The following is a 22,589-nucleotide window of genomic DNA, read 5'->3' as shown; positions in this document are numbered from 1 at the left end:
TCCCGGCGCGCAAACCCTAGGAAAAACCATGAAAGCCGATCTCCATCCCGAATACAACGAAGTCATCTTCTTCGACGCGAGCGTTGACTTCAAATTTCTGACCCGTTCGACCATGAAGCCGAAGGGCGGCGAAACCATGAAGTGGACCGACGGCAAGGACTACCCGGTCGTGCGTCTGGACGTGTCGTCGGAATCGCATCCGTTCTACACCGGCAAGCAGAAGATCGTCGACACCGCCGGCCGTATCGAGAAGTTCCGCAACAAGTACGCGATGTACAGCAAGTAAGCCGGAACCCGGTCAGACAAAAAAGGCAGCTTTACGGCTGCCTTTTTTGTCTTCTGCGTTTAGAGTGGCTAACTAATCCTGCTGGCAGTGTTGCACTGTGCCGGCCAGGAGGTGCCCCTGGGGGCATCGCCATCCTTTATTCTCCTTCATCCCGTTCCAGTCCGTGACCGTATGCTGACTTACCTGCCGCCTTCCGAGCGTGAAACGCCGGCACAACCGTTCGACAAACCCTGGCTGCTGCTGTTGCTGTGCGTGTTCTGGGTGCTGCCCGGCCTGGTCGGGCACGATCCGTGGAAGCCGGGCGAGCTTGAAACCGCGGCGGTGATCGGCCGTTTCCTGTCCGGCCAGCACTGGTCGCTGCCGTTCTTCGGCGAGCAGCCTTACCTGCTGGCCGGGCCGCTCTACTACTGGAGCGGGGCGCTGCTGGCGTGGCCGCTCGGCAAGCTCGGCATGCCGGTGCACGACGCCGCGCGCCTGGTCACCGGCCTCTGGACCGCCTTGGCGATGTGGGGTGTCGGGCTGGCGGGGCGCGAGCTGTTCGGCCGCCGCCAGGGCCGGGTCTGCGTGATGATCCTGATCGGTTCGATCGGTCTCGTGGTCTGGGGGCATCATCTGGCGCCGCCGGTGCTGACGCTGACCGCGTTCGCGTGGCTGGCGTATGCACTGGCCTATGCCCGCCGGCAGCCGCTGTTTGCCGGGCTGCTGCTCGGCCTCGTCTGGCTGGTGCTGCTGGCCGGGACCAATCTGGCACAGTTCGGCCTGGCGCTGCTGACCGCCGTCGCACTGGGCCTTGTCGGTCCGTGGCGGCGCCCCGCGTATCTGGTGACGTTGCTGGCCGCGCTGGTCGTCGCGCTGCCGATCGGCGCAATCTGGCTGATCGACCTGGCCCATTTCGATGCGGCAGCCTTCCAGCACTGGTACCGGCTGTTTGCGCTCGGGCCGTATGACGGCTTCGGCCATGTCGCCTGGTTCAGCGGTGCGAGTTATGTATTGTCGGTCCTGCCGTGGTTCGCCTGGCCGGCGCTGCCGCTGGCGTGCTGGGGGCTCTGGGTCAACCGTGCCGAGCTGCTGTCACAGCCGAAGTTGCTGCTGCCCTTGCTGATGGCGGGGCTGGGCCTGCTCTGGCTGATGCTGGCCGGCGATACGCGCGAGTCCGATCTGCTGGTGATGCTGCCGCCGCTGGCGCTGCTCGCCGGCGCCGGCATCGATACCCTGCGTCGTGGCGCGGCGGCGGCGCTCAACTGGTTCGGCGTGATGACCTTCGGTCTCGGTGGCGGCCTGCTGTGGCTGGGCTGGCTGGTGCTGCATGGCGGCAGCCCGGCCAGTTGGGCAAGTGCACTGCAGGCGGCGAGCCCGGCCTACCAGCTGTCCTGGCGCTGGGGCGGCCTGCTGTTCAGCATCACGATCACGGTGGTCTGGTGCTGGGTGCTGGCGCGCAAGCGCCCGCTGGGACGGCAGGCGGTGACCAACTGGGCCTGCGGCGTCACGCTGGTGTGGGGGGTGCTGATCGGCTTGTGGCAACCCTGGCTCGATGCATCGAAGAGCTACCGCGATGTCGTCGCGTCGCTACGGCTGAATCTGGCGGACCAGGCTCCCGGATGCATCGCCGGCGAGGTGTCGGCGTCGATGCTGGCATCGCTCGACTACTTCGGCGGGATCCGCCTCGTCAGCGGTCCCGAGGCGGATGAATGCCCGCTGGTTCTCAAGCAGGGCACGCCGCCGGTCGGTTCGCTGGTGCGCTGGGAAGGGCAGCGCGCCGGTGAAAGCCGCGAGCACTTCTACCTGATCGAGCTGCCGTTCGACTGAGCGGTCTGGTCGTCCGGCCCGGTCGTCCGTTCGGACGCTTCGGCGTTCAGCACGTTGCGGCGGACGAACCAGAACAGGTAGCCGGCCATCCCGCAGATGAAGACGATGGTGAAGAGGCTGAGCAGGCCGATATCCGACGTGAACAGCGCTTGCAGCGGGGTGTTTTCCATGATGAAGCTCCTTGGTGGAAGCTTCAATATGCCAACCGGGTCGTCAGGCCGTCTTGACCACGATCAAGGGCTGATCGTGTCGACGTTGTGCTGGCAGACCCGGTTGCGGCCGGTGTGTTTGGCCTGATAGAGCGCCAGATCGGCGCGTTTGAGCAGCGGGTCGATCAGGGTGTCGTCCGCGCTCAGGGCGGTGATGCCGATGCTGGTCGTAAAGCGCAGTACGTCGCCCCCCGGCGTGTGCAGCTCGTACGCCTCGATGCGCGCGCGCAGCCTTTCGGCGACGGCGGCGGCCATCGTCATCGACGTTTCCGGCAGCAGCGCGGCGAACTCCTCGCCGCCGAGCCGGCCGATCACGTCGGTGTCGCGCAGTGTGCTACGGCACAGCATCGCGATCGCGCGGATCGCCGCGTCCCCGGCATCGTGGCCGTACTCGTCATTGATGCGCTTGAAGTGGTCGATGTCGATCATCATCAGCGTCAGCGGCCGGCCGTAACGCTGTGCGCGCGCCAGCTCGTGGCCCGACACCTCCATGAAATGATTGCGGTTGGCGAGGCCCGAAAGTCCATCGGTGGTCGCCCGGCGCTGCAGCTCGGCTTCCAGCACCTTTTGCTGGGTGATGTCGGTGATGCCGATCAACAGCGTTGCGCCGGCGGTGCTGCCGGTCGCCAGCGTCATCGACAGGTGGCCCCAGAAGGTCTCGCCGTTGTGGCGCCGCAGCCGCACCTCGAGATTGCGGACCGGCAGCCCCTGGCGGACTTCGTCGAGCTGGTTGAGGAAGTCGAGCCGGTCCTGGTACAGCTGGAATACGCGCATCGACAGCGCAGCCGCCTGCGGCAGGCCGAACATCTGCGCCGCCTGCTGGTTGATGTAGGTGATGAAATGGTCGCCCGGGCGGCTCAGTACCAGTGCGACCGGCGTCGTCTCGATCATCTGCCGGAAGCGCGATTCGCTCGCGTCCAGGCGCTTTTCCTTGTGGCGCAGGTGTTCGGACAGTTGGCGTGACTGCCAGAAGAAATAGGTCATCAGCAGCGCCATCGACAGCAGCAGCAGTGCGCCGCCGAGGTAGTAGCGCGTTTCGGCGTGCCAGCGCGCCAGATAGTCGCCCGACGACAGGCTGATGGCGATGAAGAACGGCGTGTTGTCGATCTGCTGGTAGGCGGTCTGGCGGGTGATGCCGTCGATCCGGGTCTGCCGCAGCTGAATGCCGTGCAGGGAACCGTCGCGCAGCCCCCGCAGCGTGGCGGCGTCGGCTTCGAAACCGGTGGGCAGGCCGGCGGGATGGCTGGCGACGACGCCGAGGCGTTCGTCGACGAGCATGGCGACACCTTGCTGGCCGAGCGTCAGCGTGCCGAGCACACGATCGAAATACTGCGTCGTGATCGACGCGGCGATCCAGCCGTCGAGCCGGCCGGGGACGGGTTCGACCCGGCGGACGACGACCAGCCCGGGGCGTTGCGAACCGCCGTTGCCGTTCAGGCGGGCATAGTCGTATTCGACGAACGGATTGTTGATCATCCGCACCAGATCGTCCGGCCTGAGCGGCATGCCGCTGCCGGGGACATCCAGCGCCCGGTGCGTCATCGTGACCGCCGGGTTGAATACCGCCAGATTGTCGGCCTGGCGGATTTGTGCCAACTGATCGAGCAACAGGCCCTGGACGACCTTGTTGCGCTCCTCGCCCAGTTCGGCGCTGGCCAGGTCGGCGGGGTCGAGCCGCTGTACCAGCCCGTTGAGCACCAGATTGACCTCGCGCAGCGCCGAGCCCAGCTGGCCCTCGAGCACGCCGGCGAGATTTTGCGCCTCGTCACGTGCACGCTGGACCTCGGTGCGGTACGAGCTGTTGATCTGCAGGCTGATGATCAGGATCAGCCCGAGCGCAAACAGCACGGTGATGCCACCGGTCAGCAGGGACTGGCGGCTGGACCAGCGCAGGATGGCGGCGCGCATCGCGGCTAGAATCAGTCGCGGAAGTTCTGGTACTGCAGCGGGAAGTCGGTGATCGACTTGCGCATCAGCGCGATCACTTCCTGCAGCGTGTCGCGCTTGGCGCCGGTCACGCGGACCGCATCGCCCTGGATCGCGGTCTGCACCTTGAGCTTGGCGTCCTTGATCAACTTGATGATCTTCTTCGCCAGCTCCTGGTCGATACCGGCCTTGATCTTCAGCACCTGCTTGACCTTGTTGCCGGAGACCTTCTGCACGTCGGCGGCATCGAGGCGCTTGCTGCTGTCGGGCTCCTTCTTTTCCAGCGCCGGGAACAGCAGTTCCTTGATCTGGTCGAGCTGGAAGTCCGAATCGCCGTACAGCGTGATCGTTTCTTCCTTCTCGTTCAGTTCGACCTTGGCGCTGGTGCCCTTGAAGTCGTAGCGGTTGACGATCGCACGCTCGGCGATGTCGATCGCGTTCTTCATCGCGACCATATCGACTTCGGAGGTGATATCAAATGACGGCATGGTATTTCTCTGACGGGCTGAAAGTGGAAAGGGCGGCCTGCGCCGCCCGGGTCTGGCTCAGTCGAAGTGGCAGACGTAGTGCAGCGTCTCGGTGACCTCGATGTCGAAGCTCGAGTTGCCCGGCACGTTGAACGCCTGGCCACCGATGACCTCGACCGGATGCGCGCTGCCGGCGACCTTGACGACGCAATGGCCGTCTTCGATTTCCATCAGCTCCGGCGCGCCGGTGTTGAAGGTATAGGTGCCGGGCAGGATCACGCCGACGGTCTTCTTGCTGCCGTCGGACAGGATGATGGTGTGCGAGACGCACTTGCCGTCGAAGTAGACATTGGCTTTCTTGACGACGGCGACATTGTCGAACTGGGACACGGACAACTCCTTGGAGGTTATTTTTGCAGGACTTCGGTCAGCACCGTCTTGACGATGAAACCGAACATGCCGAAGCCGAGCACGAAGGCGAGCACGATGGTGCCGTAGCGGCCGGCCTTGGAGTCCTTGGCCAGCTTGTAGATGATGAAGCACATATAGGCGATCAGCGCCGTGCAGAGGATGGTCACCGAGAGCGTGGTGAACGTCTCTTCGTCCATGTTCAGGAAGGCTTCGAGCATCGGATTCGTTGTCTAGGAACAATCGGAGAAACGCAGCGAGCGGCACAATGGCAAGGCGCCGCGCAGCGCATCGACGGGACAGTACCGGAAGTACGGCCCGACGATGAGCGCACGCAACGCCGCCATTGGGCTGCGCAGCAAGTTTATCGGCCTTTCTTGCCGGCGATGCGCAGGCGCAGCGCGTTCAGCTTGATGAAGCCGCCGGCGTCGGCCTGATTGTAGGCGCCGCCGTCGTCGTCGAAGGTTGCGATCGTCTGGTCGAACAGCGTGTCCTTCGAGTCGCGCGCGACAACCGAAACGCTACCCTTGTACAGCTTGACGCGGACCCAGCCGTTGACGTTCTTCTGGGTATGGTCGATCAGCGTCTGCAGCGCGACGCGTTCCGGCGCCCACCAGTAGCCGTTGTACACCAGGCTGGCGTAACGCGGCATCAGGTCGTCCTTCAGGTGCGCCACTTCACGGTCGAGCGTGATCGACTCGATGCCGCGATGCGCCTTGAGCAGAATGGTGCCGCCCGGCGTTTCGTAGCAGCCGCGGCTCTTCATGCCGACATAGCGGTTCTCGACCAGGTCGAGCCGGCCGATGCCGTGCTTGCCGCCCAATTCATTGAGCTTGGCCAGCACTTCGTGCGCCTTCAGACGCGTGCCGTTGATGGCGACGACGTCACCGTTCTCGAACTCGAGATCGACGAATTCGGCGGCATCCGGCGCCGCTTCCGGCGACACAGTCCAGCGCCACATCGACTCTTCGGCCTCGGCCTTCGGGTCTTCGAGGTGACGGCCTTCGAAGCTGATGTGCAGCAGGTTGGCGTCCATCGAGTACGGTGCGCCGCCGTTCTTGTGCTTCATGTCGACTTCGATGCCGTTGGCTTCGGCATAGGCCATCAGCTTTTCGCGGCTCAGCAGATCCCATTCGCGCCACGGTGCGATCACCTTGACTTCCGGCATCAGCGCGTAGGCGCCGAGCTCGAAACGGACCTGATCGTTGCCCTTGCCGGTGGCGCCGTGGCTGATCGCATCAGCCTTGGTGTCGCGGGCGATCTCGATCAGGCGCTTGGCGATCAGCGGCCGGGCGATCGACGTGCCGAGCAGGTACTCGCCTTCGTACAGCGCGTTGGCGCGGAACATCGGGAACACGAAGTCGCGGACGAACTCTTCGCGGACGTCGTCGATATAGATGTTTTCCGGCTTGATGCCGAACTTCAGCGCCTTCTGGCGTGCCGGCTCCAGCTCTTCGCCCTGGCCGAGGTCGGCGGTGAAGGTCACGACCTCGCATTGATAGGTGTCCTGAAGCCACTTCAGGATCACGGACGTGTCCAGGCCGCCCGAATAGGCGAGGACGACTTTCTTTACATCAGACATGGAATTCCCCGGTCGGTGAGGGTGAAGCAGGTGACTGCGGCGACGCAATCACGATAAAGAAGGGGCGGCGTCAGCGCCCCAGTGCAAGCTTGGCGCCGAAGCTGACGAACAGCAGGCCGGTGAACCGGTTCAGCAGCGGCGCGATCCATCGTCGTCGCGCCAGCCGCTGCGCGATGCGCGAGCCGGCAAGGATCAGCAGCGTCAGGTAGCTGATGCTGGTGAGCTGGACGATCAGCCCGAGTGCGACGAAGGTCACCGCGACGTGCGGGTAGGACGGGTCGACAAACTGCGGGAAGAACGCCATGCAGAACAGGATGGCCTTGACGTTGACCAGCGAGATCGACAGCGCCTGCTTGTAGATATGTTGCGCCGGCACGTCGACCTGCGTCGTTTCTCTGCGGCGGCGGCCGAACACCAGCTTGAGGCCGAGCCAGCCCAGGTATGCCGCGCCGGCGTAGCGGACGACGTCGAACGCGACCGGATAGGCTTTCATCAGCGACGCGACGCCGAGCGCCGCGGCAAGCATCAGCACGAAGTCGCCGGTGACGATGCCGGCGGCGGCGGCAAAGCCGGCACGCGGGCCACGCTTGGCGGCGACCGACAGCGCGAACAGCGAGTTCGGCCCCGGCATCAGGATGATGGCCACGGTGCCGACCAGATAGGTCGCGATGTCGGTGATGCCCAGAATCGACATGCCCGATCAGTCCTCGATCCTGCCCAGCAGCAGGTATTCGATCACGGCCTTCTGCGTGTGCATGCGGTTCTCGGCCTCGTCCCAGACGACCGATTGCGGGCCGTCGATCACCTCGGGGTCGACTTCCTCGCCGCGGTGCGCCGGCAGGCAGTGCATGAACAGGGCGTTGGCCTTGGCCTGCATCAACAGCTTTTCCGATACCTTGTAGTTGATGAAGTCCTTCTTGCGCTGCAGCGTCTCGCGCTCGTAGCCCATCGACACGCTGACGTCGGTGGCGACGATGTCTGCGTCGCGCGCGGCCTGGTAGGGGTCATGGAACTGCTCGAAAATGTCGCTGCCATAGGTCTGGCCATCGAGCACGGTCATCTCGTAGCCGCGCGGGCAGGCGAGGTTGAGCTTGAAGTTGAAGACCTTGGCCGCCTGCAGCCAGGTGCGGCTGACGTTGTTGCTGTCGCCGATCCACGCAACCGTCTTGCCCTCGATCGAGCCGAAGCGCTCGATATAGGTGTAGATGTCGGCCATGATCTGGCACGGGTGGTACTCGTTGGTCAGGCCGTTGATCACCGGCACCTGCGAATTCTCGGCAAAGCGCTCGATGATGCTCTGCTCGTAGGTGCGCACCATGACGATGTTGACCATCCGGCTGATGACCTGCGCGACGTCCTCGATCGGCTCGCCGCGGCCGAGCTGCGTATCCTTGCTCTGCATGAACATGGCGTGGCCGCCGAACTGTGCCATGCCTGCCTCGAACGACACGCGGGTGCGCGTCGACGACTTCTCGAAGATCATCCCCAGTACCTTGCCGACAAAGGGCTGGTACAGCTCGCCGGCTTTCAGGCGATCCTTGATGATCTTGGTCCGCGCGAACAGGTAGTCGTACTCGTCGCGGGTGAAGTCGGAAAATTGCAGGTAGTGACGCATCGGCAGGCCTTTGTCGTCGCGAGCAATCGCGCGCGTTTTTTCTGATAAAACGGTCATTATTCAGCGGTTTGCCCGTGACTGGCAAGATCGCCGGCCCGCCTTGGGGGAGAACCGGATGGCCGGACGCGTTCGTTCGCTGGCGCGCGGTGGTACAATTCGCCCCGAGCAATGCTTGCGCGAAATACCCTGTATCTCCATTCAGCTGAACGCCAATGATCTGTAATCCATACGAAATCATCATCCAGGGCATCACCAGCAGCGGCCGGGAGTTCCGGCCCAGCGACTGGGCGGAACGGCTTTCGGGGATACTCTCGACCTTCGGTTTCGATCAGAAGCTCTCGTATGCACCCTACGTCCGGCCGATGGTGCACGAAAACATCCGCTGCGTTGCCGTCGACAAGCAGCTCGAGAAAATCGACCCGCGCGTGTTCGAGTTCATCATGACGTTCGCGCGCGACAACGATCTGCGCATCGTCGACTGCCGCACGCTGATCGACCAGTACAACGCGGTTCCGCCAGGCAGGGCGCCGTCCGCCTGACCGCCACGCCGGCCGGCATTTCTCCTGTTGTTGCAATGCACAATACTGGCTATCCTGCAGCCGTGAACCCGGAAGCGGGATGATTTTGCGATGCAAGAGGTGAGTAAGATGAGACTGAAGGGCAAGGTAGCCATCATCACCGGTGGCGCCAGTGGGATCGGCTATGCGACGGCGAAGAAGTTCGCCGCCGAAGGGGCGAGCGTCGCGGTCTGCGACGTCAACCAGCAGGGGGTCGACGATGTCGTGTCCGAGCTGGTTGCCGGCGGTGCGCAGGCGCGCGGTTATCTCGTCGACGTGACCAACCGCGAGCAGATCGCCGGGATGGTCGCTGGCGTCAAGGACAGCTTCGGCCGGATCGACGTGCTGGTGAACAACGCCGGCATCGTGCTTGACGCGCAGCTGGTGAAGATGACCGACGAGCAGTTCGACCAGGTGATCGACATCAATCTCAAGGGTGTCTACAACTGCACCCGCGCAGTGGTCGAGACCATGGTCGCACAGGGCGGTGGCGTGATCCTCAACGCCTCGTCGGTCGTCGGCATCTACGGCAACTTCGGCCAGACCAACTACGCAGCGAGCAAGTTCGGGGTGATCGGCTTCGTCAAGACCTGGGCGAAGGAGCTCGGCAAGAAGGGCATCCGTGCCAATGCCGTGTGCCCGGGCTTTGTCGCAACGCCGATTCTCAAGAGCATGCCCGAGAAGGTGATCGCAGCGCTCGAAGAGCGTGTGCCGATGCGCCGTCTGGCGCAGCCCGAGGAAATCGCCAATGTCTACGCCTTCCTGGCCAGCGACGAAGCCAGCTACATCAATGGCGCGGCGATCGAGGTCACCGGCGGCTTGACGCTGTAAGCGCCAGCCGGCAAAAAGCCCGTCCTCGGACGGGCTTTTTTCATGTCCGGCTTCCCTAGCCGGCCTTGGCCGGGCCGTCCCAGATGACGCGCCAGTCGTTGTCGCTTCGTTGCCAGTACTGACGCCGAACGCCGCCGGGCGCCTGGGCATCGTCGAACGTCGCCACGCGCTGCTCGGCGGCGACGTCGCCGGCGAACACGCTGAGGCCGCCCGGTGACGGACGTCCCTGCTCGATCATCGCGAGCGCGGCCTGGCGCTGCTGTTGCCAGGCGTTGCGCGGCAGCCAGCTGATCTTGCGGACGATGACGACCGGCGTGACGCCGATCTGCAGGTTCGACGACAGCGTCTGCATGTCCTCGTTGCCGAGGGCGACGCAACCGTTCGACGACCACGGCGAGCGTGCGTAGGTGTCGTACGGCACGCCGTGGAGCCAGATGCCGTGGCCGGTGCGGCCCTGCTGGCGGTCGAGCTCGTTCGGGTACGAGATCGGCCAGGCACCGACGCCGTACAGCTCGGCGTTCTTGCCGAGCATGGCGTCAAGCTGCGCCCGGGGCATTTCGCCGGTGACGAAGTAGACGCCGAGCGGTGTGCGCTGGTCGCCTTCCCTGAACTTGTCGACACCGAGCTTGCCGATGGTCGTGTAGAAGTCGGTGATGCGGTGCGGCACGCCCTGGTCGTTGCGGAACAGGTAGACGCGCGAGGTATCGGCCTCGACCATGACCACGTTCTTCTGTTTCGGCGACAGGACCAGCAGGTTCGCCGGCAGTGCATCGGCAGGCGGCGGATTTCGGCTGGCCTTCAGCCGCGCCAGCGCCTCGTGGCGCAGGCCTGCGAGCAGGTCGGCCGGGCCGCTGGCTGCGCCGCCGATCGCGCGCAGCGGGGCGCTGCGCATCGCGTAGAGGTCGGCCGACAGCAGGTGGGCGAGCCGGTAATCGGGTTCGCGGGCCAGCAGCGCGTCGACCGTCGCCCGCGCGTCGGCCATGTGGCCGGCGGCGATCGCGTCGAGCGCGGCAACGATCATCTGTTCGGGTGAGCCGCTTGCCGCCTTGCCGGCACGCGACGGCGCTTGCAGGCCTTGCGGCTGCAGCGGGGCGGCAAACTTGGGCTGGGCGGCCGGTGCCAGCACCAGCAGCAGAAGGACGGCGGCGAGGCGGCGCGCCCGGGGTAGCTTGGACGACATGACGATTCAGCCTGTCAGCGACCCGAGCGTTCTTCTCGGATCAGCCAGTCGCCGCCAGTCTTTTCCAGAATCAGCGTCTTGCCGGTGGTGCTGGTCAGCCGGTCAGAACGGTAGCTCTGCCGCAGCCTGACCTTGGCGGTCTTGTCGTCGCTGAAGTCGACGCGGATGTCGGACAGCTTGACCTCGATCGACTTCGGTGCCGACACGCGCTCGCGGCGCTCCTTCGCCCAGGCGGCATGGTTCTGGCCGGCCGGCGCGTAGTCTCTGGCGTACGAATCCAGATAGCCTCCGACGTTCTGCCGCTCCCAGGCCTGTGCCCAGCGCTGGACTGCGGCAACGACGTCCTGCTGGCGCGCGTCGACCTTGGGTGCCGGAGCCGGGGTTGGTGCAGGCGTCGGCGACGGAGAGGGCTTCGGCGTTGGCGCCGGTGTCGGAGCAGGGGTCGGTGCCGGTGTCGGGGAGGGTTTCGGCGTCGCGACCGGCTTGACCTGTGCCGCGGCAACGGCGACCGGCGTCGGTACGACCTTTACCGGCGCAGCAGCCGGCCGGGCCGGTACGGCGTTGCGGGTGAAGAGTTCGTTGACGAGCTTGAGCTTGGTCTGCGCCGACCCCTTGTTGCCGTCGAGTTGCAAGGCCTTGTCGTAGGCCTGCGACGCGAGCCTTGCGTACAGGTCGCCGAGGTTTTCCTGTGCGGTCGCGTAGCTCGGATTGGTCTGGATCGCCATCTGCAGCGCGGTGCGCGCCTTCTCGTACTGGTTTTGCTGTGCGTACAGCACCGCAAGGTTGTTGTACGGCTCGGGCAGTTGCGGGTAGTCCTCGGACAGGCTGACGAAGGACTTGATCGCTTCGTCGCTGCGGCCGAGTTCGGTCAGCGCCAGCCCGCGCATGAAACGGATCTGCGGGTCTTTCGGATTCTTGGCGAGCACCTTGTCGGCACGCTCGAGCGCCGGCGCGTACTGGCGCGTCTGCAGCAACTGCTGGATGTCTTCCTTGTCGCCGGCCTGGGCGGTTCCGGCAAGCAGCAGCAGGGCAAGGGAGAGACGACGCAAGCGCATGAGCATAATTCCTGTTTTCGGCGCGATCCGGCCGACGTAGACTGCGGCGATTCTACCAAAACCCGGCTACCGGTTGCGGATCATGCCCCTGCTTGTTGGATTGCAGGCCATCCCGTCGCGGTCGTCGGCGGCCGGATCGGCGGCATGCGTTCCCGCCGGCGCAGCTCGGGCACGTTCAGGTAACGGTCCGCGGCCGGTTTTTCGTACCCGTCGCTTTATTTATATGCCGCCCGTTGTTCAGGCCGGACTCTGTCCGGGCCGGGTAGTCGCTGGCCGGCGGGGGCCGTGTCATGTGCCGCGGCCGAACGGCGACCCTGGTGTTTCGTCAATGGCGCGTGCGCTGCGGGCGGATACAATCAATCCATACTTTCAATCTGTCGAGATTCACCATGCATATCCACGTCGTCGACCACCCGCTGGTGCAGCACAAGCTTTCCCTGCTGCGCGCCGCCGAGATCAGCACCAACAAGTTCCGCATGCTGACCGACGAGCTGGCCCGGTTGCTGGCGTACGAGGCAACCCGTGACCTTCCGCTCGAACCGGTGACCATCGACGGCTGGTGCGGCCCGGTCGACGTCCAGCAGATCAAGGGCAAGAAGATGACCGTGGTGCCGATCCTGCGCGCCGGCATCGGCATGCTCAACGGCGTGCTCGATCTGGTGCCGTCGGCCAAGATCAGCGTCGTCGGTCTGGCCCGCAACGAGGAAACGCTGCAGCCCGAGCCGTATTTCGAGAAATTCGTCGGCGATCTGGATGACCGGCTGGCATTGATCATCGACCCGATGCTCGCCACCGGCGGCTCGTTGGTCGCGACGATCGACATGCTCAAGCGCAAGGGCTGCAAGGAGATCAAGGCCATCGTCATGGTCGCGGCGCCCGAAGGCGTCAAGCTCGTCAACGAGGCACATCCGGACGTGCAGATCTACGCGGCGTCGCTCGATTCGCACCTGAACGAGCAGGGCTACATCATTCCGGGTCTCGGCGACGCCGGCGACAAGATTTTCGGGACGCGCTGAGCGGCCTGAAACCCGAAACGGGCGCCGGAAGGCGCCCGTTTCGTGCGTCCGCGGCGGCCCGCCGCTCCCCCGTATAAAACCAACACAGGGATGACCATGTTCTCTACTGTCAAACAAGCGATCTCGGGCGCGCAGATCCTGTTCGTCGCTTTCGGCGCGCTGGTGCTGGTGCCGCTGCTGACCGGGCTCAACCCGGCGCTGGCGCTGCTCGGCGCCGGCATCGGCACCTTGATGTTCCAGGTGGTGACCAAACGGCAGGTACCGCTGTTTCTCGGTTCGTCGTTTGCCTTCATCGGCCCGATCATCTTCTCGATCCAGACCTGGGGCCAGGCGGCAACGCAGTTCGGCCTGTTCGCCGCCGGTTTCATGTACTTCCTCGTTGCCGGGCTGATCCGCTGGCGCGGCATTGCCTTCATCCACAAGCTGTTGCCGCCGGTGGTGATCGGCCCGGTGATCATGGTGATCGGCCTGTCGGTCGCGGTTGCAGCGTCGGGCATGGCGATGGGCCAGGGCGGCGGCAAGCAGCTGATTCCGTACCAGACGGCGATCCTGCTGGCGGCGATTTCGCTGGCGACGACGATCGTCGTCGCGGTGTTCGCCGGCGGCATGCTGCGGCTGGTGCCGATCCTGTCGGGCGTGTTCGTCGGCTACGCGGCAGCGGCGCTGATGGGCGTCGTCGACTTCGCGCCGATCGCCGCGGCGCCGTGGTTCGCGCTGCCGCACGTGGTTTCGCCGGAAATCAGCTGGGCCGCGGCGCTGTTCATGATGCCGGTGGCGATCGCGCCGGCGATCGAGCACATCGGTGGCGTGATGGCGATCGGCGGTGTCACCGGCAAGGACTACACCGCATCGCCCGGCCTGCACCGGACGCTGGCCGGCGACGGTCTCGGCGTGTGCTTTGCCGGCCTCGTCGGCGGTCCGCCGATCACGACCTATGGCGAGGTCACCGGCGCGCTGATGATCACCAAGAACTTCAACCCGGTGATCATGACCTGGGCGGCGGTGCTGGCGGTGCTGCTGGCGTTCTTCGGCAAGTTCAACGCGATCCTGCAGTCGATTCCGCTGCCGGTGATGGGCGGCATCATGGTGCTGCTGTTCGGCACGATCGCCTCGATCGGGCTGAAGACGCTGATCGACGCCAAGGTCGACCTGATGGCGCCGCGCAACCTCGTCATCGTTTCGGTGGTGCTGACTTGCGGTGTCGGCGGGCTGACGCTGCAGCTGGGCAATCTGCACCTCGTCGGCGTCGGCCTGGTGAGCCTGCTGGCGATCGTGCTCAACTTGGCGTTGCCGCAGGACCGGCACCATGAAGGCATTGTCGAGGGACAGGACGTTTGAGCGTTCCCTCAGCAAGAAAAGGCGGCCCGGGGGCCGCTTTTTCATGGCCGGTGCAGCCTCAGAAGAACAGCGGCACCAGCACGATCGCGCACAGCAGCGCCCATGCGGCCGCACCGACCGACATCACCAGATAGGCGACGTCCTGCGCCTCGATGTCCTCGCTGGTACCGAGCAGCGACGGTACGCCGTGATAGAGCAGGCAGAACGATGCGCCGAGTCCGACCATGCCGCAGAACGCGTTGAACGCGATGCTCGGCACGAACAGCGTCAGTGCCGACAACCACAGCGGCACCGCGCCGAGCGCGGCGAGCAGGTAGGCGCTGTCGCGGTCGGTCGAGAAGTCGCGTATCGCGGCGATCTGGCGGATCACCGTCGCCATCAGCGACACCGTGATGATCTCGGCGCAGAAGAAGATCACCGAAACGGCGATCCAGCGCGAGAACGGTGCGTCGGGCGCGTAGTAGGCGCCATTGATGCCGCCGGCGTAGAGGATCATCGCCGCCGGCAGCAGCGACAGCGGAATCACCAGTGACAGCAGGATCCGCAGGCTGGCCGGATGGCGGGCTTTCAGCTCGTCCCAGCCCTTGTGGTAGGACGTCAGCATGTGGGGGTAATCGCTTACTTTCATGGCCGATCTCCTCGTACACGACGGCACGCCGGGCGCGCACCCTGCCTTCAGCTTAGACTCATCCGGGCCGGGCGATTTCCGCCGTTCGGCGTCCGGGTCCGGCACGCGGCGGCGGCGGCGTAAAAACCGCGCATCCAAGCCGGCAGGGCTTTCCGCTACAATCGGTGGTTTGAGCCATTCGACAGCCCCATCGAGCATGAGCAACGAGCTTCCGGTCAGCAACTTCATCCGCCACATCATCGATACCGATCTCGCCAGCGGCAAGCGCAGCGCCGTGCAGACGCGTTTTCCGCCCGAGCCCAACGGCTATCTGCATATCGGCCACGCCAAGGCGATCACCGTCAATTTCGGCATCGCCCAGGATTACCAGGGCCTGTGCAACCTGCGCATGGACGACACCAATCCGGAGAAGGAAGAGGACGAGTACGTCCACGCGATCCAGGATGACGTGCGCTGGCTCGGCTTCGAGTGGAGCGGCGAGACGCGCTATGCATCGAACTACTTCCAGCAGCTGTACGACTACGCCGAGGAGCTGATCCAGAACGGCAAGGCCTTTGTCTGCGACCTGACACCGGAAGAAATGCGCGAATACCGCGGCAACTTCGAGGTGCCGGGCCGTGAAAGCCCGTACCGCTCGCGCTCGGCCGAGGAAAACCTCGACCTGTTCCGGCGCATGAAGGCCGGCGAGTTCGCCGACGGCAGCAAGACGCTGCGGCTGAAGATCGACATGCAGAGCCCGAACCTGAACATGCGCGATCCGGTGATCTACCGGATCAAGCGGGCCGAACACCACCGCACCGGCAATGACTGGTGCATCTACCCGATGTACGACTACACGCACTGCATTTCGGACGCGATCGAAGGCATAACGCATTCCCTGTGCACGCTCGAATTCGAAGACCACCGGCCGCTGTACGACTGGGTGCTCGACAACATCAGCATCGGCAACCATCCGCAGCAGATCGAGTTTTCGCGGCTGGAAACGCTCTACGTCGTCACCTCGAAGCGCAAGCTCAAGCAACTCGTCGACGAAAAGCTGGTCACCGGCTGGAACGATCCGCGCATGCCGACGATTTCGGGCATGCGCCGCCGCGGCTACAGCCCCGAGGGTGTACGGCTGTTCGCGCAGCGCGCCGGCGTGTCGAAGACGCCGAACGTCGTCGACTTTTCGTCGCTCGAAGGCGCCGTGCGCGAGACGCTGGAAGAAGCCAGCCCGCGCGTGATGGCGGTGCTCGATCCGATCAAGGTGACGCTGACCAATTTCGACCCGGCGACCACCGGTTCGCGCAGCGCGCCGTTCCATCCGCACCACGAGGAGTTCGGCGAGCGCCTGGTGCCGATCGCGCGCGAGCTCTACATCGAACGCGACGACTTCGCCGAAGTGCCGCCGCCGAAATGGCAGCGGCTGACGCCGGGCGGCGAGGTCCGCCTGCGCTACAGCTACGTGATCAAGTGCGATGACGTGGTCAGGGATGCCGACGGCAAGGTGGTCGAACTGAAGTGCTCGATCGACCCGGATACGCTGGGCCAGAACCCGGTCGGCCGCAAGGTCAAGGGCGTGATCCACTGGGTGTCGGCCGAGCACGCCGTCGAGGCCGAAGTGCGCCTGTACGACCGGCTGTTCACCGAGGCGCGTCCGGATGCGGTGCGCGGCGATGACGGCCAGTACGTCGACTTCAAGCAGTTCATCAATGCCGACTCGCTCAAGGTCGTCACCGGCTATGTCGAAGCCTGCGTCAAGGATGCGGCGCCGGAAACGCGCTACCAGTTCGAACGCCTCGGTTATTTCGTCACCGACAGTCACGACCACCAGCCCGGCGGCAAGCCGGTGTTCAACCGGACCGTGACGCTGCGCGATTCGTGGGCGAAGGAAAACGGCTGATGCGCGCATTGCTGCTCGCCGTGGCGCTGGGCTTCGGCGGCACGGCCTTTGCTGCCGATGCGCCGGCGAAGGCCGCTGCGCCGATCTATACCGGCAAGCCCGGCCATGCGCCGGTCGAGGTGGTGTTCGACTACCTGAAGGACCGGATCGCTGACGAGTACGGGCTGTCCGAGTACCGGAACCTGACGATCGTCCAGCAGGGCAAGGGCGGCGAGATTCCCGACCATGTGTCGCTGAAGGTCGAAATGCAGGGCCTGCTCGACGATGCCGTCGCCACGCAGCGCTATGCGTTCGCGCTGCGCTTCGACGACGTCTGGAAGATCGATGCGGTCAGGCAGGACTGGCTGTGCCGCCGCGGCCAGAAGGGCTGGACACAACGTCCCTGCCCGTAACGACGCAGATCCCCGCGGGCGAGCCGGTCTCGCCCGTTTTTGCTTAAGCCCCGAGGCCCCGACGCGATGCAGGCATCCGCACCCGCCAATGTACCTACAGTCCGACACCTGTTCCGGCAGTTCTGGCGGCTCGCCAGGCCGTTCTGGACCAGCGAGGAGAAGTGGAAGGCCTACGGCCTGCTCGCCGTTGTCGTCGGGCTGAACCTCGGTTCGGTCTACATGAACGTGTTGTTCAACAGCTGGTACAACACCTTCTACAACACGTTGCAGAACCTCGATGCCGGCGGCTTCAAGGCGGCGATCGTCAAATTCAGCTGGCTGGCGGCGATCTGGATCTTCATCAGCGTCTACCGCTTCTATCTGCAGCAGATGCTCGAGATCAAGTGGCGGCGCTGGTTTGCCGCGCACATGTCGCGACGCTGGCTCGAGCACCAGGGCTATTACCGCCTGCAGCTGACCGACCGCCAGACCGACAACCCGGACCAGCGGATTGCCGAAGACACGCAGATGTTCGTGACCAGCACGCTCGGGCTGGCGCTCGGGCTGATGAACTCGCTGGTGACGTTCTTCTCCTTCGTCACCATCCTGTGGACGCTGTCGGGGCCGCTGCATTTCACGCTCGGCGGTCACGAGTTCAACATTCCCGGCTACATGGTCTGGGTTGCGCTGATCTATGCGCTGGTCGGCTCGGTCGTGACCGTGCTGGTCGGCCGGCCGCTGGTCAAGCTCAACTTCGAACAGCAGCGCCGCGAGGCCGACTTCCGTTTCGGCCTCGTCCGGGTGCGCGAGAACGCCGAATCGGTTGCGCTGTATCACGGCGAAGTCGGTGAAACCCGCACGCTGCGCGCGCGAATCGATGCCTTCGTCGCCAATTACTGGGCGCTGATCCGCCGGCAGAAGAAACTGATCTGGTTCACGTCGTTCTGGGGGCAACTGGCGATCATTTTCCCGATCATCGTTGCGGCGCCGCGTTACTTCGCCAAGGAGATCCAGCTTGGCGGGCTGATGCAGATCAACAGCGCCTTCGGGCAGGTTTACGGCGCGCTCGACTTCGTCATCGGCAGTTTTTCGTCGCTGGCGAACTGGAAAGCGATCATCGACCGGCTGATCACCTTCGAGGACAGCCTGAGCAAGGCCGATGCGCTGCCGGTTGCGCGTCCGGCGACATCGGCCGAAGGGCTGCGCATCGACGGCCTGAACGTCCACAAGCCCGACGGCACGCCGCTGTTCGCCGACCTGAAGCTCGAACTCAAGGCGGGCGATCGTCTGCTGGTACAGGGCCCGTCGGGCAGCGGCAAATCGACCCTGCTGCGTACGCTGGCCGGCATCTGGCCGTATTCACAGGGCGAGATGGCCTACGTCAAGGAGCGGGGCGTGCTGTTCCTGGCGCAGAAGCCGTATCTGCCGCTCGGCACGCTGCGCGAGGTGCTGTGCTACCCGGCACAGCCGTTGCGCGATGACGCCGAACTCGACGCCTTGCTCGCCGCGGTCCGGCTCGAGCATCTGGTCGGCCGGCTCGACGACGTCGACAACTGGTCGCACATCCTCAGCCTCGGCGAGCAGCAGCGTATCGCCTTCGCGCGCGCGCTGTTCATCCGTCCGGCCGTGCTGATGATGGACGAGGCGAGCTCGGCGCTCGACGAAGCCAACGAAGCCATTCTGTACCAGCTGGTCGAAGACCGGCTGCCCGACAGCATCATCGTCAGCGTCGGCCACCGTTCGACGCTGCGCACCTTCCACAACCATCATCTGGAAACACTCGGCGACGGCAGCTGGCAGCTTGCCTGATCCGGGATTGACGACTCATGACCCAACTGCAAAACGATACCTTCCTGCGCGCGCTGCTGCGTCAGCCTGTCGATTACACCCCGGTCTGGCTGATGCGCCAGGCCGGCCGCTATCTGCCGGAATACTGCGCGACGCGCAAGCAGGCCGGCTCCTTCCTGCAGCTGTGCAAGAACACCGAACTGGCAACCGAGGTCACCTTGCAGCCACTCGAGCGCTTCCCGCTCGACGCGGCGATCCTGTTCTCGGACATCCTCACCGTCCCCGACGCGATGGGTCTGGGGCTGTACTTCGCCGAAGGCGAGGGACCGAAGTTCGAACGGCCGCTGCAGCATGAGGCCGACATCCGCAAGCTGGCGGTGCCCGATCTGTCCGAGCTGCAGTACGTGTTCGATGCAGTTTCGTCGATCCGCAAGGCGCTGGACGGCCGCGTGCCGCTGATCGGTTTCTCGGGCAGCCCGTTCACGCTGGCCTGCTACATGATCGAAGGCGGCAGCTCGAGCGACTTCCGCCGCATCAAGACGATGATGTACGACCGGCCCGAACTGCTGCACCACATCCTCGAGGTGAACGCGCAGACGGTCACCGCCTACTTGAATGCGCAGATCGACGCCGGTGCACAGGCGGTGCAGATTTTCGACACCTGGGGCGGGGCGCTGGCCTACGGCAAGTATCAGGAATTCTCGCTCGCCTACATGCGCCGCATCGTCGCCGGCCTGAAACGCGAGGCCGACGGCCGCCGCGTTCCGGTGATCCTGTTCACCAAGGGTGGCGGGCTGTGGCTCGAGGATCTGGCCGGCACCGGCTGCGATGCACTCGGCCTCGACTGGACCGTCGACCTGGCCGAAGCGCGCCGTCGCGTTGGCGACCGGGTCGCGCTGCAGGGCAATTTCGACCCGAACGCGCTGTTTGCCAAACCGGCGGCGATCGAGGCCGAGGTCGGGCGCTTGCTGGCGTCCTATGGTGACGGCAGCGGCCACGTCTTCAACCTCGGCCACGGCATCAATCAGTTCACCCCGCCCGAGCATGTTGCCGCACTGGTCGATACCGTGCACAAGCTTTCACGGCAACGTCATGTTGCATAGCAAAATCTCAAATATGACAAGGCTTTAGCCGGAACCCGTCAGAAATTACGCTGATGTTGAACGTAAGTTATTAACAAAGCTAGGCCGTGGCCGACAAGGCTTGTCAAGCCCGATCTGCAGATATTTCAGCATCGCATAATTTTGCTAAGTCTTTGATTTATAACGAAATAGGAATTCGGTTTAAAATTTGTGCAACCTAGCTGAATCAAGAGTGATACTGGCTTTGGGGCACATCCGCAGCAGCTGTTCACAAAGTTATCCACATAATTTGTGGGTAGTTTTCTCGAGCGGCAATATTCCGTCTTGAACCAACCCAGAATGCCGTACGTCTACCTCTCGGTCGCTCTTGATCTTCCCTTGCCGCGCTGTTTCGACTACCGCGCGCCGGCCGGAGCGGCCGGGGTCGGCGAGCGGGTGATCGTGCCGTTCGGACGCCAGACCCTGTCCGGCATCGTGCTGGCGGCCGGCGATGTCCCGCCCGATTTTCCCAATCTCAAGGACATCGCCGACGCGCCCGCCGACCTGCCCGCGCTGCCGGCCGACGTGCTCGCGCTGTGCCGGTTCTGCGCCGACTACTACGCCGCACCGCTGGGCATGGTGCTTGCTGCCGCCTTGCCGGCGGCGCTGCGACAGCCCAGACCATGGAGCGGCGACGGGACGAACTGGCGCTGGCAGGCCGCCAATGCCGATGCCCTGCTGGCGCGGCTGTCGCCGCGGGCGAAGAAGCAGCGCCAGCTCGCCGAGCTGCTGCGCACGCCGCAATCGCGCGAAGCCGTACGCGACGTCGCGGGTGACGCGCTGCGCTGGCTGGCCGACTGGCAGGCTGCCGGCGAGGTCGTCGCCGTCGCGCCGGACCGGGCCGGCGGCGCACCGCGGCAGGCGGCGTTGCCGGCCCTCAACGCGGCGCAGGCGGCCGCGGTGGCCGCCGTGGATGCCGCCGACGGCTTTGCCGCCTTCCTGCTCTACGGCGTGACCGGCTCGGGCAAGACCGAGGTCTATCTGCGCACGATCGCCCAACGGCTGGCGCGCGACGAGCAGGTGCTGGTGCTGGTGCCCGAGATCAACCTGACACCGCAACTCGAGGCGCGGTTTCGCGCCCGCTTTCCCGACGAGGCCATCGTCAGCCTGCACAGCGGTCTCGCCGACGGCGAGCGCACGCGCAACTGGCTGCAGGCGGCGCGCGGCGAAGCGCGCATCGTCCTCGGTACGCGGCTGGCGGTGTTCACGCCGCTGCCGAGGCTGGGGCTGATCGTCGTCGACGAAGAGCACGACGGCTCGTACCGGCAACAGGAGGGCGTGCGCTATTCGGCGCGCGATCTCGCCGTCTGGCGTGCGCGCGACCGCAAGCTGCCGGTGCTGCTCGGCTCGGCGACGCCAAGCATCGAAACGTGGAAGAACGCCAGCGAAGGCCGCTACGCGCGGCTCGACCTGCCGCTGCGCGCCGTTGCCGGCGCGGTGGCGCCGACGCTCGAGGTGCTGCCGACCGGCCGGATCGCGCTGCAGGACGGCATCCATCCACTGGCGCTCGAGCGCTTGCGCGCGACGCTGGCGCGCGGCGGCCAGGCGCTGGTGTTCATCAATCGCCGCGGTTATGCGCCGGTGCTGGCGTGCAACGAGTGCGGCTGGGTCAGCAACTGCAGGCGCTGCGAGGCCAGGCTGGTGCTGCACCTCGGCGATCGCCGGCTGCGCTGCCACCACTGCGGCTTCGAGTGCGCGATTCCGGCCGAGTGTCCGGACTGCGGCAACGCCGACCTCAAGCCGCTGGGGCAGGGCACGCAGCGGATCGAGGACGCGCTCGCCGCACGCTTTCCCGATACGCCGCCCTTGCGCATCGACCGCGACAACACCCGCCGCAAGGGCAGCCTCGAGGCGATGCTGGCGCAGGTGCACGACGGCGAGATCCGGCTGCTCGTCGGCACGCAGATGCTCGCCAAGGGCCACGATTTCGCCAATCTGCAGCTTGTCGTCGTGCTCAACGCCGACGCCGGCCTGTTCAGCGTCGACTTCCGCGCCGAGGAGCGGCTGTTCGCACAACTGCTGCAGGTGGCCGGCCGCGCCGGCCGCGCCGGCCAGCCGGGGCAGGTGCTGATCCAGACGCGCTATCCCGAGCACCCGTTCTATGCGGCGCTGCTGGCCGGCGACTACGCGGCGTTTGCCGACGCGCAGCTGGCGGCGCGGCGCGAACTGATGCTGCCACCGTGCGCCGCCTGGCTGATGGTCCGTGCCGAAGCCAAGCGCATCGACACCGCGCTGGCCTTCCTGAATGCGCTGCGTGGCGCGCTGGCCGGGCAGGACGTGCAGGCGATGAGCCCGATCGCGGCGACGATGAGCCGCAAGGCCGGCTGGGAAAGGGCGCAACTGCTCGTGACCGCGCCGACGCGCGGCCCGGTCGTCGCGGCGGCCGCCCATCTGGCCGGACTGCTCGCGGCCAAGCCGCCGAAGGGCGTGCGCTGGGTGATCGACGTCGATCCGCAGGATGTCTAGTGCGGCAGGTTGCCGTCCGGTCCGGCCGTCGCAGTGAAATGCGGCTCGATCCGGCGG

The 22,589-nt window shown here is 65.2% G+C and carries 21 protein-coding genes and 1 pseudogene; 11 read left to right on the top strand and 11 right to left on the bottom strand.

What is annotated here, in order from left to right; genetic code table 11:
• Positions 1–28: 28 nt before the first annotated feature.
• Both BJP62_RS04620 and BJP62_RS04615 read left to right on the top strand, forming a co-directional pair.
• Complete coding sequence (locus tag BJP62_RS04620; protein ID WP_070527120.1) at positions 29–286, top strand: type B 50S ribosomal protein L31; 258 nt, start codon at positions 29–31, stop codon at positions 284–286.
• A gap of 171 nt (positions 287–457) precedes the next feature.
• Positions 458–2,092, top strand: coding sequence for a glycosyltransferase family 39 protein (locus tag BJP62_RS04615; RefSeq protein ID WP_070527117.1), 1,635 nt, complete (start codon positions 458–460; stop codon positions 2,090–2,092).
• On the opposite strand, the gene BJP62_RS04610 is transcribed toward BJP62_RS04615, so the two are convergent.
• From BJP62_RS04610 to argF, 8 genes are all read right to left on the bottom strand, one after another.
• Entirely contained in the window at positions 2,065–2,262 is a 198-nt protein-coding gene (locus BJP62_RS04610; RefSeq protein ID WP_070527114.1) for a DUF3149 domain-containing protein, read from the bottom strand. The two genes, BJP62_RS04615 and BJP62_RS04610, sit on opposite strands and share 28 nt — an antisense overlap.
• Before the next feature lie 63 nt (positions 2,263–2,325).
• A complete protein-coding gene (locus tag BJP62_RS04605; RefSeq protein ID WP_070527111.1) occupies positions 2,326–4,209 on the bottom strand; it encodes a diguanylate cyclase in 1,884 nt (627 codons plus the stop codon).
• Between the two features lie 11 nt (positions 4,210–4,220).
• Positions 4,221–4,715: a YajQ family cyclic di-GMP-binding protein gene (locus tag BJP62_RS04600; RefSeq protein ID WP_070527110.1), complete on the bottom strand. Its 495-nt coding sequence runs from the start codon at positions 4,713–4,715 to the stop codon at positions 4,221–4,223.
• Positions 4,716–4,772: 57 nt separating this feature from the next.
• Positions 4,773–5,090, bottom strand: coding sequence for a pyrimidine/purine nucleoside phosphorylase (locus BJP62_RS04595; protein ID WP_373295725.1), 318 nt, complete (start codon positions 5,088–5,090; stop codon positions 4,773–4,775).
• 11 nt (positions 5,091–5,101) lie between these two features.
• Positions 5,102–5,323: a DUF2788 domain-containing protein gene (locus tag BJP62_RS04590; RefSeq protein ID WP_236943662.1), complete on the bottom strand. Its 222-nt coding sequence runs from the start codon at positions 5,321–5,323 to the stop codon at positions 5,102–5,104.
• 143 nt (positions 5,324–5,466) lie between these two features.
• Positions 5,467–6,684, bottom strand: a complete 1,218-nt coding sequence (locus BJP62_RS04585; protein WP_070527104.1) for an argininosuccinate synthase — start codon at positions 6,682–6,684, stop codon at positions 5,467–5,469.
• A 70-nt stretch (positions 6,685–6,754) separates the two neighbouring features.
• Positions 6,755–7,378, bottom strand: a complete 624-nt coding sequence (gene leuE / locus BJP62_RS04580) for a leucine efflux protein LeuE (RefSeq protein WP_236943661.1) — start codon at positions 7,376–7,378, stop codon at positions 6,755–6,757.
• Between the two features lie 6 nt (positions 7,379–7,384).
• Positions 7,385–8,299, bottom strand: coding sequence for an ornithine carbamoyltransferase (gene argF, locus BJP62_RS04575; RefSeq protein WP_070527101.1), 915 nt, complete (start codon positions 8,297–8,299; stop codon positions 7,385–7,387).
• A gap of 212 nt (positions 8,300–8,511) precedes the next feature.
• On the opposite strand from argF, the pseudogene BJP62_RS04570 reads away from it, so the two are divergent.
• Together BJP62_RS04570 and BJP62_RS04565 are read left to right on the top strand one after the other, a co-directional pair.
• Positions 8,512–8,799, top strand: a pseudogene (locus BJP62_RS04570) (DUF3579 domain-containing protein); the annotation flags it as partial.
• A gap of 147 nt (positions 8,800–8,946) precedes the next feature.
• A complete protein-coding gene (locus BJP62_RS04565; RefSeq protein ID WP_070527095.1) occupies positions 8,947–9,687 on the top strand; it encodes a beta-ketoacyl-ACP reductase in 741 nt (246 codons plus the stop codon).
• A gap of 55 nt (positions 9,688–9,742) precedes the next feature.
• Here BJP62_RS04565 and BJP62_RS04560 read toward each other — a convergent pair whose 3' ends face one another.
• Both BJP62_RS04560 and BJP62_RS04555 read right to left on the bottom strand, forming a co-directional pair.
• Entirely contained in the window at positions 9,743–10,867 is a 1,125-nt protein-coding gene (locus BJP62_RS04560) for a murein L,D-transpeptidase family protein (protein ID WP_070527093.1), read from the bottom strand.
• 14 nt (positions 10,868–10,881) lie between these two features.
• A complete protein-coding gene (locus tag BJP62_RS04555) occupies positions 10,882–11,922 on the bottom strand; it encodes a tetratricopeptide repeat protein (protein WP_168163794.1) in 1,041 nt (346 codons plus the stop codon).
• Between the two features lie 389 nt (positions 11,923–12,311).
• On the opposite strand from BJP62_RS04555, the gene upp reads away from it, so the two are divergent.
• Together upp and BJP62_RS04545 are read left to right on the top strand one after the other, a co-directional pair.
• Positions 12,312–12,938, top strand: coding sequence for a uracil phosphoribosyltransferase (gene upp / locus BJP62_RS04550; protein ID WP_070527088.1), 627 nt, complete (start codon positions 12,312–12,314; stop codon positions 12,936–12,938).
• Between the two features lie 96 nt (positions 12,939–13,034).
• Positions 13,035–14,276 (top strand): uracil-xanthine permease family protein, encoded by a 1,242-nt coding sequence (locus tag BJP62_RS04545; RefSeq protein ID WP_070532299.1) that lies wholly within the window; start codon positions 13,035–13,037, stop codon positions 14,274–14,276.
• 58 nt (positions 14,277–14,334) lie between these two features.
• Here the strand turns inward: BJP62_RS04545 and BJP62_RS04540 are convergent, their stop codons facing one another.
• The gene (locus BJP62_RS04540; protein WP_070527085.1) at positions 14,335–14,904 is read right to left on the bottom strand and encodes a Yip1 family protein; all 570 of its coding nucleotides are present in this window, start codon (positions 14,902–14,904) and stop codon (positions 14,335–14,337) included.
• A gap of 196 nt (positions 14,905–15,100) precedes the next feature.
• Here BJP62_RS04540 and BJP62_RS04535 point away from each other — a divergent pair, with 196 nt between their 5' ends.
• The 5 genes from BJP62_RS04535 (at position 15,101) to BJP62_RS04515 (ending at position 22,532) form a co-directional block, all read left to right on the top strand.
• Positions 15,101–16,786 (top strand): glutamine--tRNA ligase/YqeY domain fusion protein, encoded by a 1,686-nt coding sequence (locus BJP62_RS04535; RefSeq protein ID WP_070527082.1) that lies wholly within the window; start codon positions 15,101–15,103, stop codon positions 16,784–16,786.
• On the top strand, positions 16,786–17,178 hold the full coding sequence (locus BJP62_RS04530) for a hypothetical protein (protein ID WP_070527079.1): 393 nt from the start codon (positions 16,786–16,788) through the stop codon (positions 17,176–17,178). The genes BJP62_RS04535 and BJP62_RS04530 overlap by 1 nt, the downstream gene beginning before the upstream one ends.
• Positions 17,179–17,244: 66 nt before the next feature.
• Complete coding sequence (locus tag BJP62_RS04525) at positions 17,245–18,966, top strand: ABC transporter ATP-binding protein/permease (protein WP_070527076.1); 1,722 nt, start codon at positions 17,245–17,247, stop codon at positions 18,964–18,966.
• Between the two features lie 17 nt (positions 18,967–18,983).
• Positions 18,984–20,048, top strand: a complete 1,065-nt coding sequence (gene hemE / locus BJP62_RS04520; RefSeq protein ID WP_070527074.1) for a uroporphyrinogen decarboxylase — start codon at positions 18,984–18,986, stop codon at positions 20,046–20,048.
• A gap of 303 nt (positions 20,049–20,351) precedes the next feature.
• Complete coding sequence (locus tag BJP62_RS04515; RefSeq protein ID WP_236943660.1) at positions 20,352–22,532, top strand: primosomal protein N'; 2,181 nt, start codon at positions 20,352–20,354, stop codon at positions 22,530–22,532.
• Positions 22,533–22,589: the final 57 nt, after the last annotated feature.

Origin of the sequence: Jeongeupia sp. USM3 (assembly GCF_001808185.1) — a bacterium.
Classification (GTDB): Bacteria; Pseudomonadota; Gammaproteobacteria; order Burkholderiales; family Chitinibacteraceae; genus Jeongeupia.
Note: the sequence above shows the minus strand (reverse complement) of the source record. Positions and strands in the feature narration are given on the sequence as shown.

Bases quoted from the DNA above. Each gene is read 5' to 3' on its own strand.
- BJP62_RS04555 (WP_168163794.1), bottom strand. From the start codon at position 11,922: ATGCGCTTGCGTCGTCTCTCCCTTGCCCTGCTGCTGCTTGCCGGAACC.
- BJP62_RS04525 (WP_070527076.1), top strand. From the start codon at position 17,245: ATGCAGGCATCCGCACCCGCCAATGTACCTACAGTCCGACACCTGTTC.
- BJP62_RS04560 (WP_070527093.1), bottom strand. From the start codon at position 10,867: ATGTCGTCCAAGCTACCCCGGGCGCGCCGCCTCGCCGCCGTCCTTCTG.
- BJP62_RS04615 (WP_070527117.1), top strand. From the start codon at position 458: ATGCTGACTTACCTGCCGCCTTCCGAGCGTGAAACGCCGGCACAACCG.
- BJP62_RS04590 (WP_236943662.1), bottom strand. From the start codon at position 5,323: ATGCTCGAAGCCTTCCTGAACATGGACGAAGAGACGTTCACCACGCTC.
- BJP62_RS04565 (WP_070527095.1), top strand. From the start codon at position 8,947: ATGAGACTGAAGGGCAAGGTAGCCATCATCACCGGTGGCGCCAGTGGG.
- BJP62_RS04535 (WP_070527082.1), top strand. From the start codon at position 15,101: ATGAGCAACGAGCTTCCGGTCAGCAACTTCATCCGCCACATCATCGAT.
- BJP62_RS04540 (WP_070527085.1), bottom strand. From the start codon at position 14,904: ATGAAAGTAAGCGATTACCCCCACATGCTGACGTCCTACCACAAGGGC.
- BJP62_RS04605 (WP_070527111.1), bottom strand. From the start codon at position 4,209: ATGCGCGCCGCCATCCTGCGCTGGTCCAGCCGCCAGTCCCTGCTGACC.
- leuE (WP_236943661.1), bottom strand. From the start codon at position 7,378: ATGTCGATTCTGGGCATCACCGACATCGCGACCTATCTGGTCGGCACC.
- BJP62_RS04610 (WP_070527114.1), bottom strand. From the start codon at position 2,262: ATGGAAAACACCCCGCTGCAAGCGCTGTTCACGTCGGATATCGGCCTG.
- BJP62_RS04545 (WP_070532299.1), top strand. From the start codon at position 13,035: ATGTTCTCTACTGTCAAACAAGCGATCTCGGGCGCGCAGATCCTGTTC.
- BJP62_RS04600 (WP_070527110.1), bottom strand. From the start codon at position 4,715: ATGCCGTCATTTGATATCACCTCCGAAGTCGATATGGTCGCGATGAAG.
- argF (WP_070527101.1), bottom strand. From the start codon at position 8,299: ATGCGTCACTACCTGCAATTTTCCGACTTCACCCGCGACGAGTACGAC.
- BJP62_RS04620 (WP_070527120.1), top strand. From the start codon at position 29: ATGAAAGCCGATCTCCATCCCGAATACAACGAAGTCATCTTCTTCGAC.
- BJP62_RS04585 (WP_070527104.1), bottom strand. From the start codon at position 6,684: ATGTCTGATGTAAAGAAAGTCGTCCTCGCCTATTCGGGCGGCCTGGAC.
- hemE (WP_070527074.1), top strand. From the start codon at position 18,984: ATGACCCAACTGCAAAACGATACCTTCCTGCGCGCGCTGCTGCGTCAG.
- upp (WP_070527088.1), top strand. From the start codon at position 12,312: ATGCATATCCACGTCGTCGACCACCCGCTGGTGCAGCACAAGCTTTCC.
- BJP62_RS04530 (WP_070527079.1), top strand. From the start codon at position 16,786: ATGCGCGCATTGCTGCTCGCCGTGGCGCTGGGCTTCGGCGGCACGGCC.